Annotated in this window: 14 protein-coding genes; 6 read left to right on the top strand and 8 right to left on the bottom strand. The window is 43.8% G+C overall.

Annotated features, from left to right (window positions below):
• The first annotated feature begins 8 nt into the window (after window positions 1–8).
• From glf to MNR06_RS16570, 5 genes are all read left to right on the top strand, one after another.
• The gene (gene glf / locus MNR06_RS16590; protein ID WP_243537750.1) at window positions 9–1,157 is read left to right on the top strand and encodes a UDP-galactopyranose mutase; all 1,149 of its coding nucleotides are present in this window, start codon (window positions 9–11) and stop codon (window positions 1,155–1,157) included.
• 14 nt (window positions 1,158–1,171) lie between these two features.
• Window positions 1,172–2,200, top strand: a complete 1,029-nt coding sequence (gene galE, locus MNR06_RS16585) for a UDP-glucose 4-epimerase GalE (protein WP_243537745.1) — start codon at window positions 1,172–1,174, stop codon at window positions 2,198–2,200.
• Between the two features lie 9 nt (window positions 2,201–2,209).
• On the top strand, window positions 2,210–3,325 hold the full coding sequence (locus tag MNR06_RS16580) for a Gfo/Idh/MocA family protein (RefSeq protein ID WP_243537743.1): 1,116 nt from the start codon (window positions 2,210–2,212) through the stop codon (window positions 3,323–3,325).
• Window positions 3,326–3,346: 21 nt separating this feature from the next.
• A complete protein-coding gene (locus MNR06_RS16575) occupies window positions 3,347–4,213 on the top strand; it encodes a hypothetical protein (protein WP_243537741.1) in 867 nt (288 codons plus the stop codon).
• A gap of 233 nt (window positions 4,214–4,446) precedes the next feature.
• Window positions 4,447–5,856 (top strand): murein L,D-transpeptidase catalytic domain family protein, encoded by a 1,410-nt coding sequence (locus MNR06_RS16570; RefSeq protein ID WP_243537738.1) that lies wholly within the window; start codon window positions 4,447–4,449, stop codon window positions 5,854–5,856.
• 61 nt (window positions 5,857–5,917) lie between these two features.
• Here MNR06_RS16570 and MNR06_RS16565 read toward each other — a convergent pair whose 3' ends face one another.
• Window positions 5,918–7,555, bottom strand: coding sequence for a hybrid sensor histidine kinase/response regulator (locus MNR06_RS16565; RefSeq protein WP_243537737.1), 1,638 nt, complete (start codon window positions 7,553–7,555; stop codon window positions 5,918–5,920).
• Between the two features lie 234 nt (window positions 7,556–7,789).
• On the opposite strand from MNR06_RS16565, the gene MNR06_RS16560 reads away from it, so the two are divergent.
• Window positions 7,790–8,245 (top strand): DUF2147 domain-containing protein, encoded by a 456-nt coding sequence (locus MNR06_RS16560; RefSeq protein WP_243537735.1) that lies wholly within the window; start codon window positions 7,790–7,792, stop codon window positions 8,243–8,245.
• On the opposite strand, the gene MNR06_RS16555 is transcribed toward MNR06_RS16560, so the two are convergent.
• The 7 genes from MNR06_RS16555 to mtgA form a co-directional block, all read right to left on the bottom strand.
• Entirely contained in the window at window positions 8,242–8,928 is a 687-nt protein-coding gene (locus tag MNR06_RS16555) for a response regulator (RefSeq protein WP_243537733.1), read from the bottom strand. The genes MNR06_RS16560 and MNR06_RS16555 overlap by 4 nt on opposite strands.
• Window positions 8,929–8,938: 10 nt before the next feature.
• The gene (locus tag MNR06_RS16550; protein WP_243537731.1) at window positions 8,939–11,437 is read right to left on the bottom strand and encodes a PAS domain-containing sensor histidine kinase; all 2,499 of its coding nucleotides are present in this window, start codon (window positions 11,435–11,437) and stop codon (window positions 8,939–8,941) included.
• An 86-nt stretch (window positions 11,438–11,523) separates the two neighbouring features.
• Window positions 11,524–12,024: a Cys-tRNA(Pro) deacylase gene (gene ybaK / locus MNR06_RS16545; protein WP_243537729.1), complete on the bottom strand. Its 501-nt coding sequence runs from the start codon at window positions 12,022–12,024 to the stop codon at window positions 11,524–11,526.
• Window positions 12,025–12,059: 35 nt separating this feature from the next.
• Entirely contained in the window at window positions 12,060–13,238 is a 1,179-nt protein-coding gene (locus MNR06_RS16540) for a CapA family protein (protein ID WP_243537727.1), read from the bottom strand.
• Between the two features lie 60 nt (window positions 13,239–13,298).
• Window positions 13,299–13,982: an AlkZ-related protein gene (locus MNR06_RS16535; RefSeq protein WP_243537725.1), complete on the bottom strand. Its 684-nt coding sequence runs from the start codon at window positions 13,980–13,982 to the stop codon at window positions 13,299–13,301.
• The gene (locus tag MNR06_RS16530) at window positions 13,972–14,376 is read right to left on the bottom strand and encodes a hypothetical protein (protein ID WP_243537723.1); all 405 of its coding nucleotides are present in this window, start codon (window positions 14,374–14,376) and stop codon (window positions 13,972–13,974) included. Before MNR06_RS16530 ends, MNR06_RS16535 begins: the two co-directional genes overlap by 11 nt.
• A 65-nt stretch (window positions 14,377–14,441) precedes the next feature.
• A complete protein-coding gene (gene mtgA / locus MNR06_RS16525) occupies window positions 14,442–15,188 on the bottom strand; it encodes a monofunctional biosynthetic peptidoglycan transglycosylase (RefSeq protein ID WP_243537722.1) in 747 nt (248 codons plus the stop codon).
• Window positions 15,189–15,208 lie beyond the last annotated feature (20 nt).

Here is a 15,208-nt window from a genome sequence, read left to right as displayed (position 1 = left end):
GACAGTCCATGAAAACCCAAATCGGTATCGCCGGTGCAGGATTTGCCGGCGCCGTGATCGCCCGTGAACTTGCAGAAACAAACCGCTATGAAATTCATGTCTATGATGAAAGAGATCATATCGCCGGGAACTGCCACACCACCCGCGACGATGATACCGGAATCATGGTTCATCACTATGGCCCGCACATTTTTAATACCAGCCGCCAGGATGTCTGGGAGTATGTGCAACGCTGGTCGCAGTTTATGCCTTTTACTAACAGAGTTAAGGCGGTCACCGCTGCCGGAGTTTTTTCACTTCCCGTCAATCTTTTGACAATCAATCAGTTCTTTCAAAAAAAACTGACACCTCTGGAAGCAGAATCTTTTATTAAGGAACTTGCCGACAACAAAATTCAGGAACCTCAAACTTTTGAAGAGCAAGCTTTAAAGTTCCTGGGCTCTGCCTTGTATAAAAACTTTTTCTACGGTTATACGAAAAAGCAATGGGGTGTTGAACCGACCGAGTTGCCAGCCTCCATCTTAAAACGTCTGCCGGTGCGTTTTAATTATGACGACAACTACTATAATCAAAAATACCAAGGTATTCCCGTTGAAGGATACACTAAAATCGTCGAAAGGATTTTGGACCACCCTAATATTAATGTGAAATTAAAAAGTCGCTTAAATCCAGATGATAAGAAAAACTTTTCCCACATCTTCTGGAGTGGCCCTATGGATGGATACTTTCAATACAAATTGGGTCGTTTGCGCTATCGCACTTTAAAATTTGAACGTTTTGTCCAAGACGGCGACTTCCAAGGAAATCCTGTTATTAACTATTGCGAAGAACACGTCCCTTACACGCGTATCACAGAGCATAAGCACTTTGCCCCATGGGAAACCCATGAAAAGACTGTGTGTTTTAAAGAGTACAGCGCGCTTTGTGAGGAAAAGGACACGCCTTACTATCCCCTAAGGCTTAAAAATGATTTGGAACTTTTAAAACAGTACGTCGAACTTGCACAAAGTGAAAACAACACGACGTTCATTGGTCGCTTGGGAACTTACCGTTACCTCGACATGCATGTTGTGATTGGTGAGTCTTTAGACCTCGTTCGCAATTATCTAGGAAAAGAAAACAGTCAATGGCCACGCTTTAGTCAAAATCCACTCTAGGAAGGAGTCGTAACATGAAGGTCTTAGTTACCGGCGGAGCCGGCTATATCGGCAGTCACGCTGTGCGCGAACTTATTTTAGCTGGACACCAAGTGATCGTCCTAGATGATTTATCCCAAGGGCATCGCAGGGCTGTGCACCCGGATGCTATTTTCATTCGCGGCAGCACTTCAAATCCTGAAATGCTTGCGCGCACCATGGGTCTTTATGGTATTGAAGCGGTCATGCACTTTGCCGCACATATCGAAGTCGCAGAAAGTGTGGCGCACCCGAAAAAGTATTACCAAAACAATCTTTCTAACACCCTGAATTTGCTGCAAGCCATGGTGGATTTAAAAATACGCAAACTGGTGTTTTCATCAACCGCTGCCGTTTACGGGGAACCACAAACGGAGCTGCTTGAAGAAGATCATCCTCGTTCACCTTTAAATCCCTATGGCCGTTCAAAAATGATGAGCGAAATGGTCATTGAAGATTTCTGTAAATCCTATGGCATGCACGCCACAGTACTAAGATACTTTAATGTTGCTGGTGCGACCCCGAGTGCAGTGATCGGCGAAGATCATCGACCTGAAACCCATTTGATTCCAAAGATTTTGAAAGCGGCTTTGACGAGCAATCCGGAAGTAAAGATCTACGGCACTGATTATCCTACCTTCGATGGCACCTGCGTGCGTGATTATGTTCACGTTGTAGATTTAGCACGTGCTCATGTCTGCGCACTTGAAGGATTAAATAACGGAATTTCCGGAACCTTCAACATTGGCAGCGAAAAAGGATTTTCCGTCAGACAAGTTATTCAGTCTTGCGAAAAGATCACCGGCAAAAAATTGATCGTGAAAGAAGAAGGCCGACGTCCAGGGGATCCTGCGATCTTAGTTGCCAGCAGTCAAAAAACTGAAAAGGTCCTGGGTTGGGAACGTTTGTATCCTGACTTAGACACTATAATTAAACATGCATGGCAATGGCACAGCAGTCATCCTGAAGGCTACGCTGATATTCTTCCTGAACAGGAATTTCAGTTTTACCAAATTTCTAACTAGGAGTTATGTATGCCACGGAAGTCTACGACGGAAAAAATTCGTTATGCTGTGGTGGGGTTAGGTCATATTGCTCAAGATGCCGTGCTCCCCGCTTTTAAGAACACAAAGAATTGCGAGCTTACGGCCTTAATATCAGGCGATCCAAAAAAACTGAAAGTGCTTGGGAAAAAGTATAAGGTTAAAAATCTTTTTAGCTATGACCAATTCGATGAGTGCATGCAAAGCGGATTGATTGATGCAGTTTACATCGCGACCCCGAACATCAATCATCGCGAATTTACCGAGCGCGCGGCAAGGCAGGGCGTCCACGTCCTTACGGAAAAACCCATGGCCATCGGCGAACAGGATGGTCTTGCCATGGTTCGGGCGGCAAAAAGAGAAGACATCAAACTGATGGTGGCTTACCGCCTTCACTTTGATCCTGCAAATTTGCGCGCCATTGAGATCGCACAAAACGGCAAATTAGGCGATCTAAGAATTTTCAATTCCGTTTTTACTTTTCAAGTGACCGACAAAGAAAACATCCGACTTCAGTACGACATGGGTGGCGGGCCCCTCTACGATATCGGAATCTATTGCCTGAATGCCTCCCGCTACTTATTTCGGGACGAGCCGATTGAAGCTTTTGCCATGGCAGCAAGCACTGAGGATGAAAGATTTAGTGAAGTCGAAGAAATGATGGCTGTGACTTTAAGATATCCCAAGTCTCGCTTAGCAACTTTTGTGATCAGCTTTGGGGCTGCGGCAAACTCCACTTATGATTTGCTGGGGACAGAAGGCACCTTACGTCTAGAAAATTGTTACGACTATGTAGAAGAGATGCATTTAACAACAACAATCAACGACAAAAAAGCCAAACGCACTTTCAAAAAGCACGACCAGTTTGCCCCAGAGCTTGAATACTTCGCTGAATGTATCTTGAAAGATCAGCAGCCAGAGCCTTCCGCTGAGGAGGGTCTATTAGATATAAAGATAATTGAGGCAATATATGATTCTGTACGAACTCGACGACCAGTCAGAATAGACTCGTTTAAAAAAATGACTCGGCCATCACTTCGCCAAGAAATCAGAAAGCCTGCGCACCGAAAACCCGAGACGGTGCACGTGCGTGGACCGCACGATTAACCCAAATACACAGGAGGTTGTATGGCAGCTAGATCAGGGCAACAACGGAGTAGTTCAGATCGTGGAATGGGCGGAGGCCGCTCGCGGTCATCGTCATCACAATATGGTGCTTCAGGATATGGTTCGCAGAGCTATGGCTCACAAAGCTATGGTCCTCGTTCCAATCAAGGAACGCTGGGCACGCAGGGTCGCGCTAGCACTTCTTCTTCTCGTCGCGGCGGCAGCTACAACGAAGATCAAGATCTAGATTGGGAAAGCGGACGGGGCTCTAGCCGCCGCGGTATGCAAAGCCAACGCGGCAGCAGTGGTGGCGGATACCAAGGCTATAGAGATGATGAATATCAATCAAGCAGCCGTGGCGGCGGATCTCGAGGATCCCGCGGTGGAAGCGCTTATGATGAAGACTATTATTCATCATCCAGCCAGTCCACTGGTGGCTATGGCAGTGATAGAGGCACTTCCCGGGGCGGCGGCAGAGGATATGATGATGAATACTATCAGTCCAGCCAAAGCCGTGGCGGAGGCCGTGGTCGCAATTACAATGAAGAAGAATATGGTCAACAAGGATCATCTCGCGGTGGTCGCGGTGGCTACAATGAAGACTATGGTAGCCAAAGCCGTGGCGGCAGCAGCGGTGGTGGTCGTTATGACACTCGCTATCGCGATGACATGAACCAAGACCAAAGAAGAACATCTGGTCGCGGCGGTCGCTCAGGTGGACAAAACTGGGAAAACGAAGATCTTTATTCTGAACAGGATCAAGATTACTACGATGACTCTATTCGCGCGAGAGGCACTTCATGGAGTGACGAGGATGAAGACTCCTATGAAGATGATTTATCAGATCGCAGTAGCAGTTATCGCCATCGCCCAGGTATGTACTACTAGTTGAAATCATCGCAACAAATCTTTAAAGCCAGGTAAGAAATTTTCTTCCTGGCTTTTTTTATACCTCCGGACAGTTCCAATTTATCACTGGTCCTTTGTTCTAAAAAAATTGAATTCTCCTCTTATAACATCCGCACTTAGTCTTATTTTTGGCTTATCCGTAATGAAAAAATCGCGAGGTGAAATTTTCTTCCATTAGAGTTTGTTAACGCACAAATTTCTATGGAGGAATAATGCAAATTGAAAAAAATAAAAGCACATTATTCTCACGTTTTAGTACCGCGCTTCTTATAGCTTCATTTTTGACTCTAGGTGCTTGCGCCGGAGCCGATGAAGTACGTCTTCCCGATGAACTCACTGATGAGCCCGCAGCAGCTCCGGATAACGATACATCTACTACACCAGTAGCTCCGGTTCACACGGTTCCAGAAAACCAAAGAGAGGCTATTCTTAAAAACTACGATTACGTAGATCCTACGCACATCGTGCCTTATAAAGCTTTGTCCGATGCCTTGGTTTACTTTCACGAAAATAAATCTAAGTTCACCAATCAAGACTATGTATCGGTCATCAACTTTGCAGAAAGTTCAAAAAACAAACGCTTCTTCATTATCAACATGAAAACAGGAAGCGTCTGGGCTATCCGTACGTCCCATGGAAAAGGTTCCGATTCTGATCACGATGGTTACGCAGAAAAGTTCAGTAACGTGTCTGGTTCTAATGCTTCTTCATTGGGCTTTTACAAAGCAGCTGAATCATATTATGGCTCAAACGGTCTTTCACTTCGAATGGACGGTCTTTCATCTACGAATTCACGTGCGCGCTCAAGAGCGATTGTGATCCACGGTGCTTCCTATGTTAGAGAAGAAAACGTGATTCAAGGTCGCAGCTGGGGTTGTCCCGCGGTATCAAACTCGAATCGTGATGCCGTTGTTAAGTTCCTTAAAGGCGGAAGCTTAGTTTACGCCGTTCTTGATAAAGGTGGAACGAAGCGTCCTGAGGTTCAACCATCAGAGCCTTCGGTTCCTTCTGTACCAAGTACTCCAACAACTCCGCCAGACACATCTTACAAGATGCTGCCTTTAGCTTGGGAATCACCAAATTATCCGGAACGCACAAAATGGTCTGAGTTCTTGATGAAGGACATCCTTGAAAGCTGGCCGTCATTATTGAACGGTGCCAATGATATGAGAGACTTCTGCCCTCGTTACAACACATTGGATAACAATCAAAAAGCAAATGTGTGGGCGCAGCTTTTCGTAGCCATGGCTAAGTATGAAAGTGCTTACAGCCCGGTTTCAAGAATGCATGAAACAACCATGGGAACAGATCCGGTAACAAAAAAGCCAGTGTACTCTGAAGGTTTGTTGCAACTTTCTTATCAAGATATCCAGTGGGCCCCGTTCTGTAAGTTTGACTGGAGCAAAGATAAATATCTTGCTGCAAAAGATCCTAAGAAAACAATCTTAGATCCTTACATCAATCTTCACTGCGGCGTTGGGATTATGGCTTTACAAGTTAAAAACAAAAGAGCCATCAAGGTTTCTAGCGGTACATACTGGGCTGTGATTAAGCCTGGGGGCCGTTACCAACAGATTTCTGCAATCACCTCAATGGTGAAGTCATTGAAGATCTGTCAGTAAATTGATTGCTTTTCAATTTTGCGAAAGGGATCGTACCAACGGTGCGGTCTCTTTTATTATTTTAGACACTTTTAAGATTGAGAAGTGATTTCACTAATTGAGTTACCCCCACAGGCTTTCCCACGAACAAATTGAATCCTTGGTGAAGAGCTTTCTTTTCATTGCCCTTATCAGCAAAGGCAGAAAGAGCCATCATTGGAATTTTAGATTCAAAGCGGGTCTTCCCGTGTCTAATTTTATCCACGAAAGAAAAACCATCTTCATCGGGCATGCTTAAGTCACACACGATCATTTGTGGCTTATATTCTTGGGGTAAGTTTAAGGCGCCTTGAACCGAATCCGCGCATTGCACATCAGCGCCATGCATTCTTAGCGCCGTCGCCACCACTGTTAGACAATCTTCATCATCATCAATCACTAAAATATTTGTACCCGCCAACGGTTTTGCTGGGCTAGATGACAAAGCTTTAGTAACGCCATCAACCTGCGTGGTGGTTGCCTCTAAAAGTGGTAATGAGATGATGAATGTGCTGCCTAAACCTTTACCCGGGCTTTCCACCTGCAAATTACCCTTGTGGGCTTCTGACAAATACCGGGCTATGGACAATCCCAAACCTAGCCCCCCATATTTTCTGGTCAAAGAACTGTCAGCCTGACGGAAACGATCAAATATCAAAGGTATGAGTTCGGCTTCAATGCCCTCGCCAAAATCTTTGCAACTGATTTTTAGGGTAGGACCTTTAACTGAAATATCAACTATGATGATATTTTGCGGTGGTGAAAATTTGATTCCATTCACCAAAATATTATTAACAACTTGTTTTATTCTTTCTGGATCCGCAAAGACCAAGGCACAATCAATTTCACTATTAAAGACGATCGAAAGTTTTTTACGTTGCGCTTGCACCGAAATATCATTGATCACTTCTTTAACTATTTTAACGATATCGACCGGAACTTTTTCTAAGTGGAAATTCCCTGAAACAATTCTTGATGAATCAAGCAAGTCTTCTACGATGCGCATTTGGTTTTTTGCGTTTCGTTCAATTGTTTCTAGTCCTAGTTTGTTTTCAGCAGGATCGCTATTTGCTTCTAATAAAATTTCAGACCAACCTAAAATCGCATTCAATGGCGTACGCAGCTCATGGGAAACCGTCATTAAAAATTCATCTTTCGCACGATTTGCCGTCTTAAGATCTTCAATCCGAGATTGCAAAGATGAATACAGATTAAGATTTTCAAGAGCTACTGATACCGAGTCCGCTAAAGCTTGTAAAAGCTCTAACTGTTCTGCACTTGGTTTTCGTTGATCTTTCCAATAAGTACCAATAACTCCGATCGGCGATTCTTTTCTAATAGGCGTGATCGCCAAACTTTTTACGAAGGTCGGACGATAAGCATCATGGGGAATACGCGGATCTTTATAAATATCTTCGATGATCACCGCTTGTTTATTGAGCATCGACCAACCGCTGATACAGTTGATCATAGGAAAGCGTTGGCCCTTCCACAGCGGAGCGATGGCGTCTTCATCAGCATAAAAACACATGTCATTATCACGCAGAACGAAAGTGGCGCCGTCAGCTTGCGCAAAATCCCTTGCAGCTGTGCGAACAATCGCCATGACCTCATCAAGAGTGCGTACCGCTGATAGGTCTTGAATGACTTGAACCAGTTTTTTAATACTGCCGTCATACATAACAAAGCGCTCCTTGGTATCCCACTATACATCTTACGGTTTATTAGATCTAATTACGAGCAATGTTGTGTGTAAAGACATGTTTTCTTTTGCAAAGAATTTTGGTACCGAAAGATCTTTTATTACATTCTGAAAATCCGCTGTTAAAATAAAAATTGCGACTCATCCAGAGACTCTATATTTTCAGATTCCATCTTAAATATTCTTAAATTCGCTATGAACCAGGAGTGAACTATGAAGTGCTTACGTGCGTTTATCTTATGTCTTTTCTGCGTTAGCTTTTTGTCCCTAGCAGAAGCGGCCCCCTCTGATTTCGTAGGAACTTGGATCAACGTCAACCCCCACAGTCGTGGAGTTGTTCGCATCGTCGTTTCACCGAACATGAAAATGCGTATGTTCGGAGCTTGCACGCCAAGTGCTTGTGATATCGGCCTAGCGCCCTTATACACCTATGGAAAAAGCGTTGAAGATGCCGATCACCGCCAAGGCACCGCCCACTACACTTTAGATTTTAAAGAAATTGATGCAAAATTAACGTTGGTCAGCCGTCAGCGGATTGACTTAGAACACTTCAATCGTTTTACCGACAATAGCAATCGTCAAAACTATTTGATGAAAGAACGTTTCCGCAAGGCTACGAATTTTGAAATTATGAATATGCCTTTATCACCAGAAGACTTTGAGAACTAAAATTTTTGCTTAGAGCGAATCCACAGCCGTAAAGGAGAAAGTTCTTTTTCGGTTAATCCCACAAACTGCGCTTGGATTTTATATGTGGGTTCGCTCCCTCCCCCTTCTTCGCAAGAATCAATTCTTAGCGGCAAAGACGGAATTCCAATATCATCAAAGACTGTGCTTTTAATTTTCAGGATTTTCCCCACCGGCATGGGGAAGTTGGAATTTAATTGCAATCCTAATTCTGAAACAGAAGTGATTTCTGTTTTACTTTCCCATTCTGCCTTGATGGAAACGGCGGTTGAGGCAAATTGCACTGAATCTTCCGGTTTCGTGACAAGTAAGTTTTTTATTTTTGCGGATAATAGTTCCGGGTCTAAGGGTTTCACCACGTAATCACTGACACCGGATTCAATCCCTTTTTCGATATCGCTTTTTTCACGTTTACCAGTTAGCAGAATAACTGGAAGTTTTTGTAAAGCAGGTTGCTTGCGAATGGTGCGAGTCAACGAATATCCATCACTGCCCCCGGGCATGATGGCGTCCGTGATGACTAAATCCACTTTTTCAGTTGCTAATACCCGTGTGGCATCCACCGCATTCGAACACGCCACGACCGAATGACCTTCTTGGGTAAGTAGGGCTTCTAAAGTCATCAGCACACTTTTTTGGTCATCGACGATGAGGATCTTAGCCATATATTGCCACTTACGCCACTTGTTTGCGGGTTTTATATAGTTTCAACTCTTGCAGGCTTGCGGTAAATTGTTTTTCAATTTCAGTAATTAAAACATCAACTCCGCTAATATCGTTGATTGATTCTACCTTGGCGCAAAGTTCTGACAGTTTTTTTGCACCTAGGGTCGCGCTGGCAGATTTTAAGGCATGGGCTGCTTCAGAGATTCCTTGAAGGTTGATTTCGTTAAAGGCTTCTCTCATCGCTTCAATCAACTGCGGCGCTGAAGATTCTAAATCTTCAATAAGGGCTTCAATCAAACTTTGGTCATTCACCATCAGCTTTTCAAGCTTCCCCAACATTGCCGTGTCTAATAGCAATCCGCTATTAGCAGGCATCCACTGAGTTAAACACGCCATCAGCTCATTAAGTTCCAAAGGTTTGGTTAAACAAGCATCCATCCCGGACGACTGATAGTTCTTGCTGTCGTTTTGAGTCGAATCAGCCGTTAGTGCGACGATAGGTGTTCTTTTGCCACCGGCTTTTTCCATAGCTCTGATTTTTTTGGTCGCTTCAAAGCCATCTAAAATCGGCATCTGACAATCCATAAAAATCAGATCAAAATTTTTGCTTTGATATTTTTCAACGGCAACAAGACCGTTGTTAGCCACTTCCACATTTAGACCCAATTTTTTTAAGTAACTTACTGCCACCCTTTGGTTCACGATCTGATCTTCAACTAAAAGGACAGTTCCAGAAAAGACTTCAGCGAACTTAGATTCTTTCACTGGTGTTAATGCTTGGCCTTCAGCAACGGGAACAGAAATTGTAAACCAGAAAGTAGAGCCTAGGCCTACAACACTTTCTACACCGATTTCACCCTGCATTAGATCGACAAGCTGTTTGGAAATAGATAAGCCTAAACCTGTGCCACCAAATTTCATTCCCGTTTTTGTTTGGAAATATTTTTGGAACAGGTTTCTGCGCTCTTCTTCTTTTAAACCAGGACCGGTATCTTTGATTTCAAACTTAAGCAACAATTCCTTGCTGGATTTTTGTAGGCACGATACGTCTAAGGATACAGTGCCTTTTTCGGTAAACTTCACGGCATTACCAATCAAGTTCACAAGTATTTGGCGCAGACGTCCTGAATCACCGACCACGAATGGTTTTTCACCGATGTCAAAATTCAGACGAAGACCGACATTTTTTTCAGCCACCGTCGCTTTGAAAATCTCAATCACATCTTGGGTAAGGAACTTTAAATCAAAAGGCTGGGGATCTAAAACGATCTTACCTGCTTCGATTTTTGAATAATCCAAAATATCATTAATCAGCATCAATAAAGATTCAGCAGAACGTTTGACCGTTCCAACATATTCTTTTTGTTCATCATCTAGACGAGTATCAGCTAACAAAGTTGTCATACCAATAACGCCGTTCATAGGCGTTCTGATCTCGTGGCTCATGGCCGCTAGGAAGTCCGACTTTTTAACCGAGGCTTCTAAGGCGGCTTCCCTAGCTTTAATCCACTCTTGTTCGATCATCTTACGGCGAGTGATGTCTTTAAAGACCACCAAGGTCCCAGAAATACCGCCATCAATATCGCCGATACTGCGACTGCTTAAAGTGATATAGACACCTTCGGGATGGGTTTCGTTTTGTACGAAGATTTCTAGGTCTTCGACTTCTTCCCCACGCAAAGCTCGAATCAATGGCAAAGTGGATTTGCTATAGGCCTCACCATTTTGCATGTTGAAAAAGCCCAGTTGTTGAATCGTGATATCAGCGGCAACTTCTTTAATTTTGGTACCGATGATTCGCTGGGCAGCTGCATTGTAGTGAGTGAAAAATCCGTCTTTGTCGATCACGATCAATGCTTCACCCATGCTATTTAAAATCGTATCTAGAAGGATCGAACGGTTTTGTAAGTTGTAGGATTTTTTTCTTTGCGCTCGTAAGTACTGACCTTGCCAGTAGCGACTGAATGCTACTAACAGCGCTAACGCTATGCTTAGTCCAAGGATCAGCTCAAAAGAAACTTTCGCAGCAGCAGGAACAGTTTTGAAATCATAAAAGGCTTTAGCCAACTGATCTTCTTGAGCCGGATTTCTAGATTTAACTACCACGCCCTGCTGTCTTTGCATTAAAGCCTGGTTCACAGAATCAAAATGCGCTTTTAGCAAATGGTTCAACTGAGTGATTTGATTTGCGTAGGTTGTATCGTAGGCAGCAAGTTTGTTTAACTGGCCCATCTGTAAATTCAGGTTTTGAACTTGCTTATTGTATTCCTGAAGATCACGTTCCTGTTTACTTTTTAGAAAAGCTTTTTCAGCAACGCTTGCATCATTCACAGTCTTTTTGATATTTGCAACAGCGGCAGTGATGCGTTTGAAGTTTTCGGATTCAACCCGCGAAGCAATTCTTCCTGGATCTTTAAAAATATAAAAACCTAAAGCAATGGCCACGATCAACGCGACCTCTGCCCCGAAACGTGACACTAGGTTTTTAAATAAGGATGCCGAATTCATAAGTATTTATTCGGCATTTCATTCGGGGATTTGTATCTTATGTTTAGTGTTTTGGACGATGGTCAGAGCCGATTCTTAACTTTCCGCTAGACCTTGTTACTGACGAGGCCCACTTGGACAAGCTTGGGGTTTAAAACTCGTACGATTTCCTGAGGTTTCATTGAAACAAGAAAGCCGCGTTTACCCCCATTTATATAGATCAAATCCAAATCAAGAATGGTCTTTTCCATATAAACTGGCATTTTTCTTTTCGTCCCAAACGGCGAAGTTCCACCCACTTGGTAACCCGTGTGCTTATCGGCAACCTCAGGCTTGCACGGTGAAATCGATTTCACGCCCAAGTCCCGCGCTAGCTGCTTGGTTGAAACCTGTAAATTCCCATGCATTAAAATCACGATCGGAGATTTATCATCTGTTTCCATGATGAGCGTTTTAATAACAGCGTGTTCATTGACGCCCAACTCTTTAGAAGAATGGGCCGTTCCGCCTTTTTCTTGGTAAGTAAACACATGCGCAGCAAAAGAGACTTTTTGATTCTCAAGCTCACGCACGGCCATGGTCATTGGATAATCAGACTTTTGCGACATGCTTGCAGCCTAGCAGTGTCGCTTTGACGTGGCAATTACTTGGCGCACAAGACTTGCGGAAGACTTCCTGCAGGCTCAACGCGATATTTTGTTCCAAACATTTTTGCGGTATGGGCCAGGATCTCTTTAGAATTGGTAGAGCCGATGGGATACACCACCGTGCCGTCACGGTAGGTCGGTGTATAAGCGACACCAACAATCTTAGCCTTTTGATAACCTTCTTTAGATAAACCCATATAAGCCACCGTCCCCGTCTTTCTTGGAAGACCGGCTTGCCCCGCTACAAAATTTCCCAAAGAGTAAATAATGAAAGTTTCGCGACCATCACTAGTCACATATTTTTGCCAAGGTTGCAAAACGTGGGGATGGGAACCGACAACCGCTGTCGCTCCCGCTTCTAAGTATTTCTTAGCAAAGTTTTTTTGACTATTATCTGGGTTGTGCGTGTATTCCGAACCCCAGTGAGGCAATACGATAATCGCATCGATCTTTGGATTCTGCGCCAATTCTTTAATGATAGTTAAGATGCGATCTGGGTTTTTATAGCAGAATAGAACTTGGTCTTTCTTATCTTCTTTCCCATTGGTCATTTCCGTGCAGCCAAGAAAAGCGATCTTCATGTTTTTCACTGTCACGACCTGATGGAAAGGGGCATTTCGTTCGTGGGCCATGCGAGTTCCCACGATTGGCAGATTTATTTTACGAGCCGCTTCGTGGGTGCGATCGACACCAATAGCGTATCGATCCAACGTGTGATTGTTAGCCACAGTCAAAAGATCGTAACCAGAATTTTTTAGGTCAAATAAGATGCGTGGATGATAATTAAATTTAAAGTTCGTTCCGGAATAAACTTCGCCATCATAGACAAAACCAATGTCACCACGGTCTTTGCCATCCATATCAATCCCTAAAGCGGCGGGCCCCTCTAAATTGCCAACTGAAAAATCAGCTTTTTGAATAAGGCTGTCTGATTTTCTCCAGATCTGGGCAAAGTTTTTTGTTTCACGTGCGACAGCTTCATAAAGCATTTTGTGAACAAGGATATCGCCGACAAAAGAGATGGTCGCGATTTGATTACGACTATCACAAGCCGTGGAATAAGAAATGTCCAAAGCGCCGGGAACGGTGCTTCTAATAATCGGATCGCCATAATATTCTTGTGAAAAGGCAGTAACAGAGAACACCAGTGTGATTGATGCTAAAAATGTTTTCATGGGCCCATTGTTAAGAGCCCTAATTAGATAATCAACTTAAGATAAGGGTGCGATAAAAAATTACAGGGACCTGTCGACTGTAGGCTTGATGCCAGTCTTCAGTTTTTCGGCGTATTTTAAGAACAAGCTTTCATCCCCCAAGGCATTTTGTAAATGTTGCTGGGCTTTGATCGGATCGATGTTTTTGGATTTTAACCATAAATCCTCAAACATGCTTTCGGTAGCTGCCATATTCAACGACGGAAAGCTTGAATCATTCACCTCGCCATAGCCTACCAGGAATAAATAATTCCATAGCGGCTTCATGGCGCGGTTATAGTGGCTTTCCATAAGCTTTCCCTGCCAGCCAAGGTTCTCTTTAATAATCTTCGTTGATTGCGGGGAATCCATTAAAAAACTCTCCAAAGCTTCGCGGGACGCCGATGGCAATTGGATTTGATCTCTTGATGAACCAAAGAACGCTAAAAGATTTGTAAACACGTCTTTTGAAAAAAATGTCGCGCGATTGCGGAACCATTTCGCATAAACCACATCCCCACTACGGGAAAGTTCTTCGCGCATGATCCACATTTCAGCCACGCGATTGTCCGCTCCTTGATCCCACTCCCAGCGCATTTTGGTGCGCGGGTAAAGCTCTGACCATAAGCTTGGTGGCTCTTTCTTATTTTCAAGCGGATACACCAACAAAGCCCCACGGTTGTTGATGGCGTCGATCATTTTTTTCTTTTTTGCTTTAGAACTCATTGTACATAGATTCTAGCTCTTCCCACTCTGGAGATCCAGCTTCTAACCAGGCCTTTAAAAGATTGTATTGTCTGGTGGTCAAAGTATCATTCTTAGGCATTCGCTTTTCTAAGATGGCTGCTTGATAGATCTTGGCTGAATTTGCGCGAACTTCGATCAAGGTGTCTAAGCCGATACCGCCGTTGGTGACACCATTAGCGCGGTTATGACACTTATAACACTTTGGTGTAAAGACTTCGTTAGTGACAGTTGTAAAGTGTAAGTCCTCGGGACCCACAGGTTTTGATGGCAAGTTGACTGGCGGATTATTGGGATTGGAGCTTCCACCTGAATCTCCGCAACCGTTAAGCAGCGCTAAAAAGACCATGACGACAAGCAAGAGGCGCCCACTCATAAAACCTCCTTTTAACGATCCTATGTTAGAATCGCTGACGGAAGGGTCAATCTGTAGTTCTGCAGCTATTCTTCGTCTTCAGAATCAAACTTCAAATCAAGGAAATCTAACAAGGATGCATCGGCGGACTTAGGAATTTCAGGTGCCACACGATTTAAAATTCGGCGCTGTCTAGCCATGACATAGATCGAGGGACGATCGATACGAAAGCGGCGCGGGTTCGGCAATACAGCTGCAATCAACGATGCCTGGTGCGGAGTTAAATTCTTAGCGCTTTTCTTGAAAAACTTTTTTGAAGCCGCTTCAACACCGTAAACGCCGGGACCCATTTCTATGACGTTCAGATAAACTTCTAAAATGCGTTCTTTTGGCCATACAAATTCAATTAAAACCGTGAAGTAAGCTTCAAAACCTTTACGAACCCAGTCTCTTCGCGGCCACAAAAAGACGTTTTTGGCTGTTTGCTGGCTGATGGTGCTAGCACCCTTTTTTCTTTTGTGGGTTTGATTGTACTTCATCGCTTTTTGGATGGCTTCATAATCAAACCCATTGTGTTCAAAGAAACGATAGTCTTCGGCTTTAAGAACAGCTCTTTGGATGGAAGGTGACATCTCTTCCAAGGGCACCCAATCTTTTTCGATACCAACGAACTTATCGCCCCACAAGGATTCCACCGATCTTAAGACCATCAGAGGTGTAATAAAAACGGGAACGAAACGATAGACTAAAACCCCACCTATACTGCTTACGAAAAACAGTAAGATAAACTGCAGAATCCATTTGCGAATGCGGGACCACTTTTGGTTTTTCATTGAGTCCTAAGAGATACCAC

The organism is Bdellovibrio reynosensis, from assembly GCF_022814725.1.
GTDB classification, from domain to species: Bacteria; Bdellovibrionota; Bdellovibrionia; order Bdellovibrionales; family Bdellovibrionaceae; genus Bdellovibrio; species Bdellovibrio reynosensis.
The sequence above is the reverse complement of the archived record's forward strand: the minus strand, read 5'-3'. Positions and strand labels throughout refer to the sequence as shown.

What these genes read in the sequence shown, in the direction of transcription:
- glf (WP_243537750.1), top strand. Translation starts at nt 9, where the DNA reads ATGAAAACCCAAATCGGTATCGCCGGTGCAGGATTTGCCGGCGCCGTG.
- galE (WP_243537745.1), top strand. Translation starts at nt 1,172, where the DNA reads ATGAAGGTCTTAGTTACCGGCGGAGCCGGCTATATCGGCAGTCACGCT.
- MNR06_RS16580 (WP_243537743.1), top strand. Translation starts at nt 2,210, where the DNA reads ATGCCACGGAAGTCTACGACGGAAAAAATTCGTTATGCTGTGGTGGGG.
- MNR06_RS16575 (WP_243537741.1), top strand. Translation starts at nt 3,347, where the DNA reads ATGGCAGCTAGATCAGGGCAACAACGGAGTAGTTCAGATCGTGGAATG.
- MNR06_RS16570 (WP_243537738.1), top strand. Translation starts at nt 4,447, where the DNA reads ATGCAAATTGAAAAAAATAAAAGCACATTATTCTCACGTTTTAGTACC.
- MNR06_RS16565 (WP_243537737.1), bottom strand. Translation starts at nt 7,555, where the DNA reads ATGTATGACGGCAGTATTAAAAAACTGGTTCAAGTCATTCAAGACCTA.
- MNR06_RS16560 (WP_243537735.1), top strand. Translation starts at nt 7,790, where the DNA reads ATGAAGTGCTTACGTGCGTTTATCTTATGTCTTTTCTGCGTTAGCTTT.
- MNR06_RS16555 (WP_243537733.1), bottom strand. Translation starts at nt 8,928, where the DNA reads ATGGCTAAGATCCTCATCGTCGATGACCAAAAAAGTGTGCTGATGACT.
- MNR06_RS16550 (WP_243537731.1), bottom strand. Translation starts at nt 11,437, where the DNA reads ATGAATTCGGCATCCTTATTTAAAAACCTAGTGTCACGTTTCGGGGCA.
- ybaK (WP_243537729.1), bottom strand. Translation starts at nt 12,024, where the DNA reads ATGTCGCAAAAGTCTGATTATCCAATGACCATGGCCGTGCGTGAGCTT.
- MNR06_RS16540 (WP_243537727.1), bottom strand. Translation starts at nt 13,238, where the DNA reads ATGAAAACATTTTTAGCATCAATCACACTGGTGTTCTCTGTTACTGCC.
- MNR06_RS16535 (WP_243537725.1), bottom strand. Translation starts at nt 13,982, where the DNA reads ATGAGTTCTAAAGCAAAAAAGAAAAAAATGATCGACGCCATCAACAAC.
- MNR06_RS16530 (WP_243537723.1), bottom strand. Translation starts at nt 14,376, where the DNA reads ATGAGTGGGCGCCTCTTGCTTGTCGTCATGGTCTTTTTAGCGCTGCTT.
- mtgA (WP_243537722.1), bottom strand. Translation starts at nt 15,188, where the DNA reads ATGAAAAACCAAAAGTGGTCCCGCATTCGCAAATGGATTCTGCAGTTT.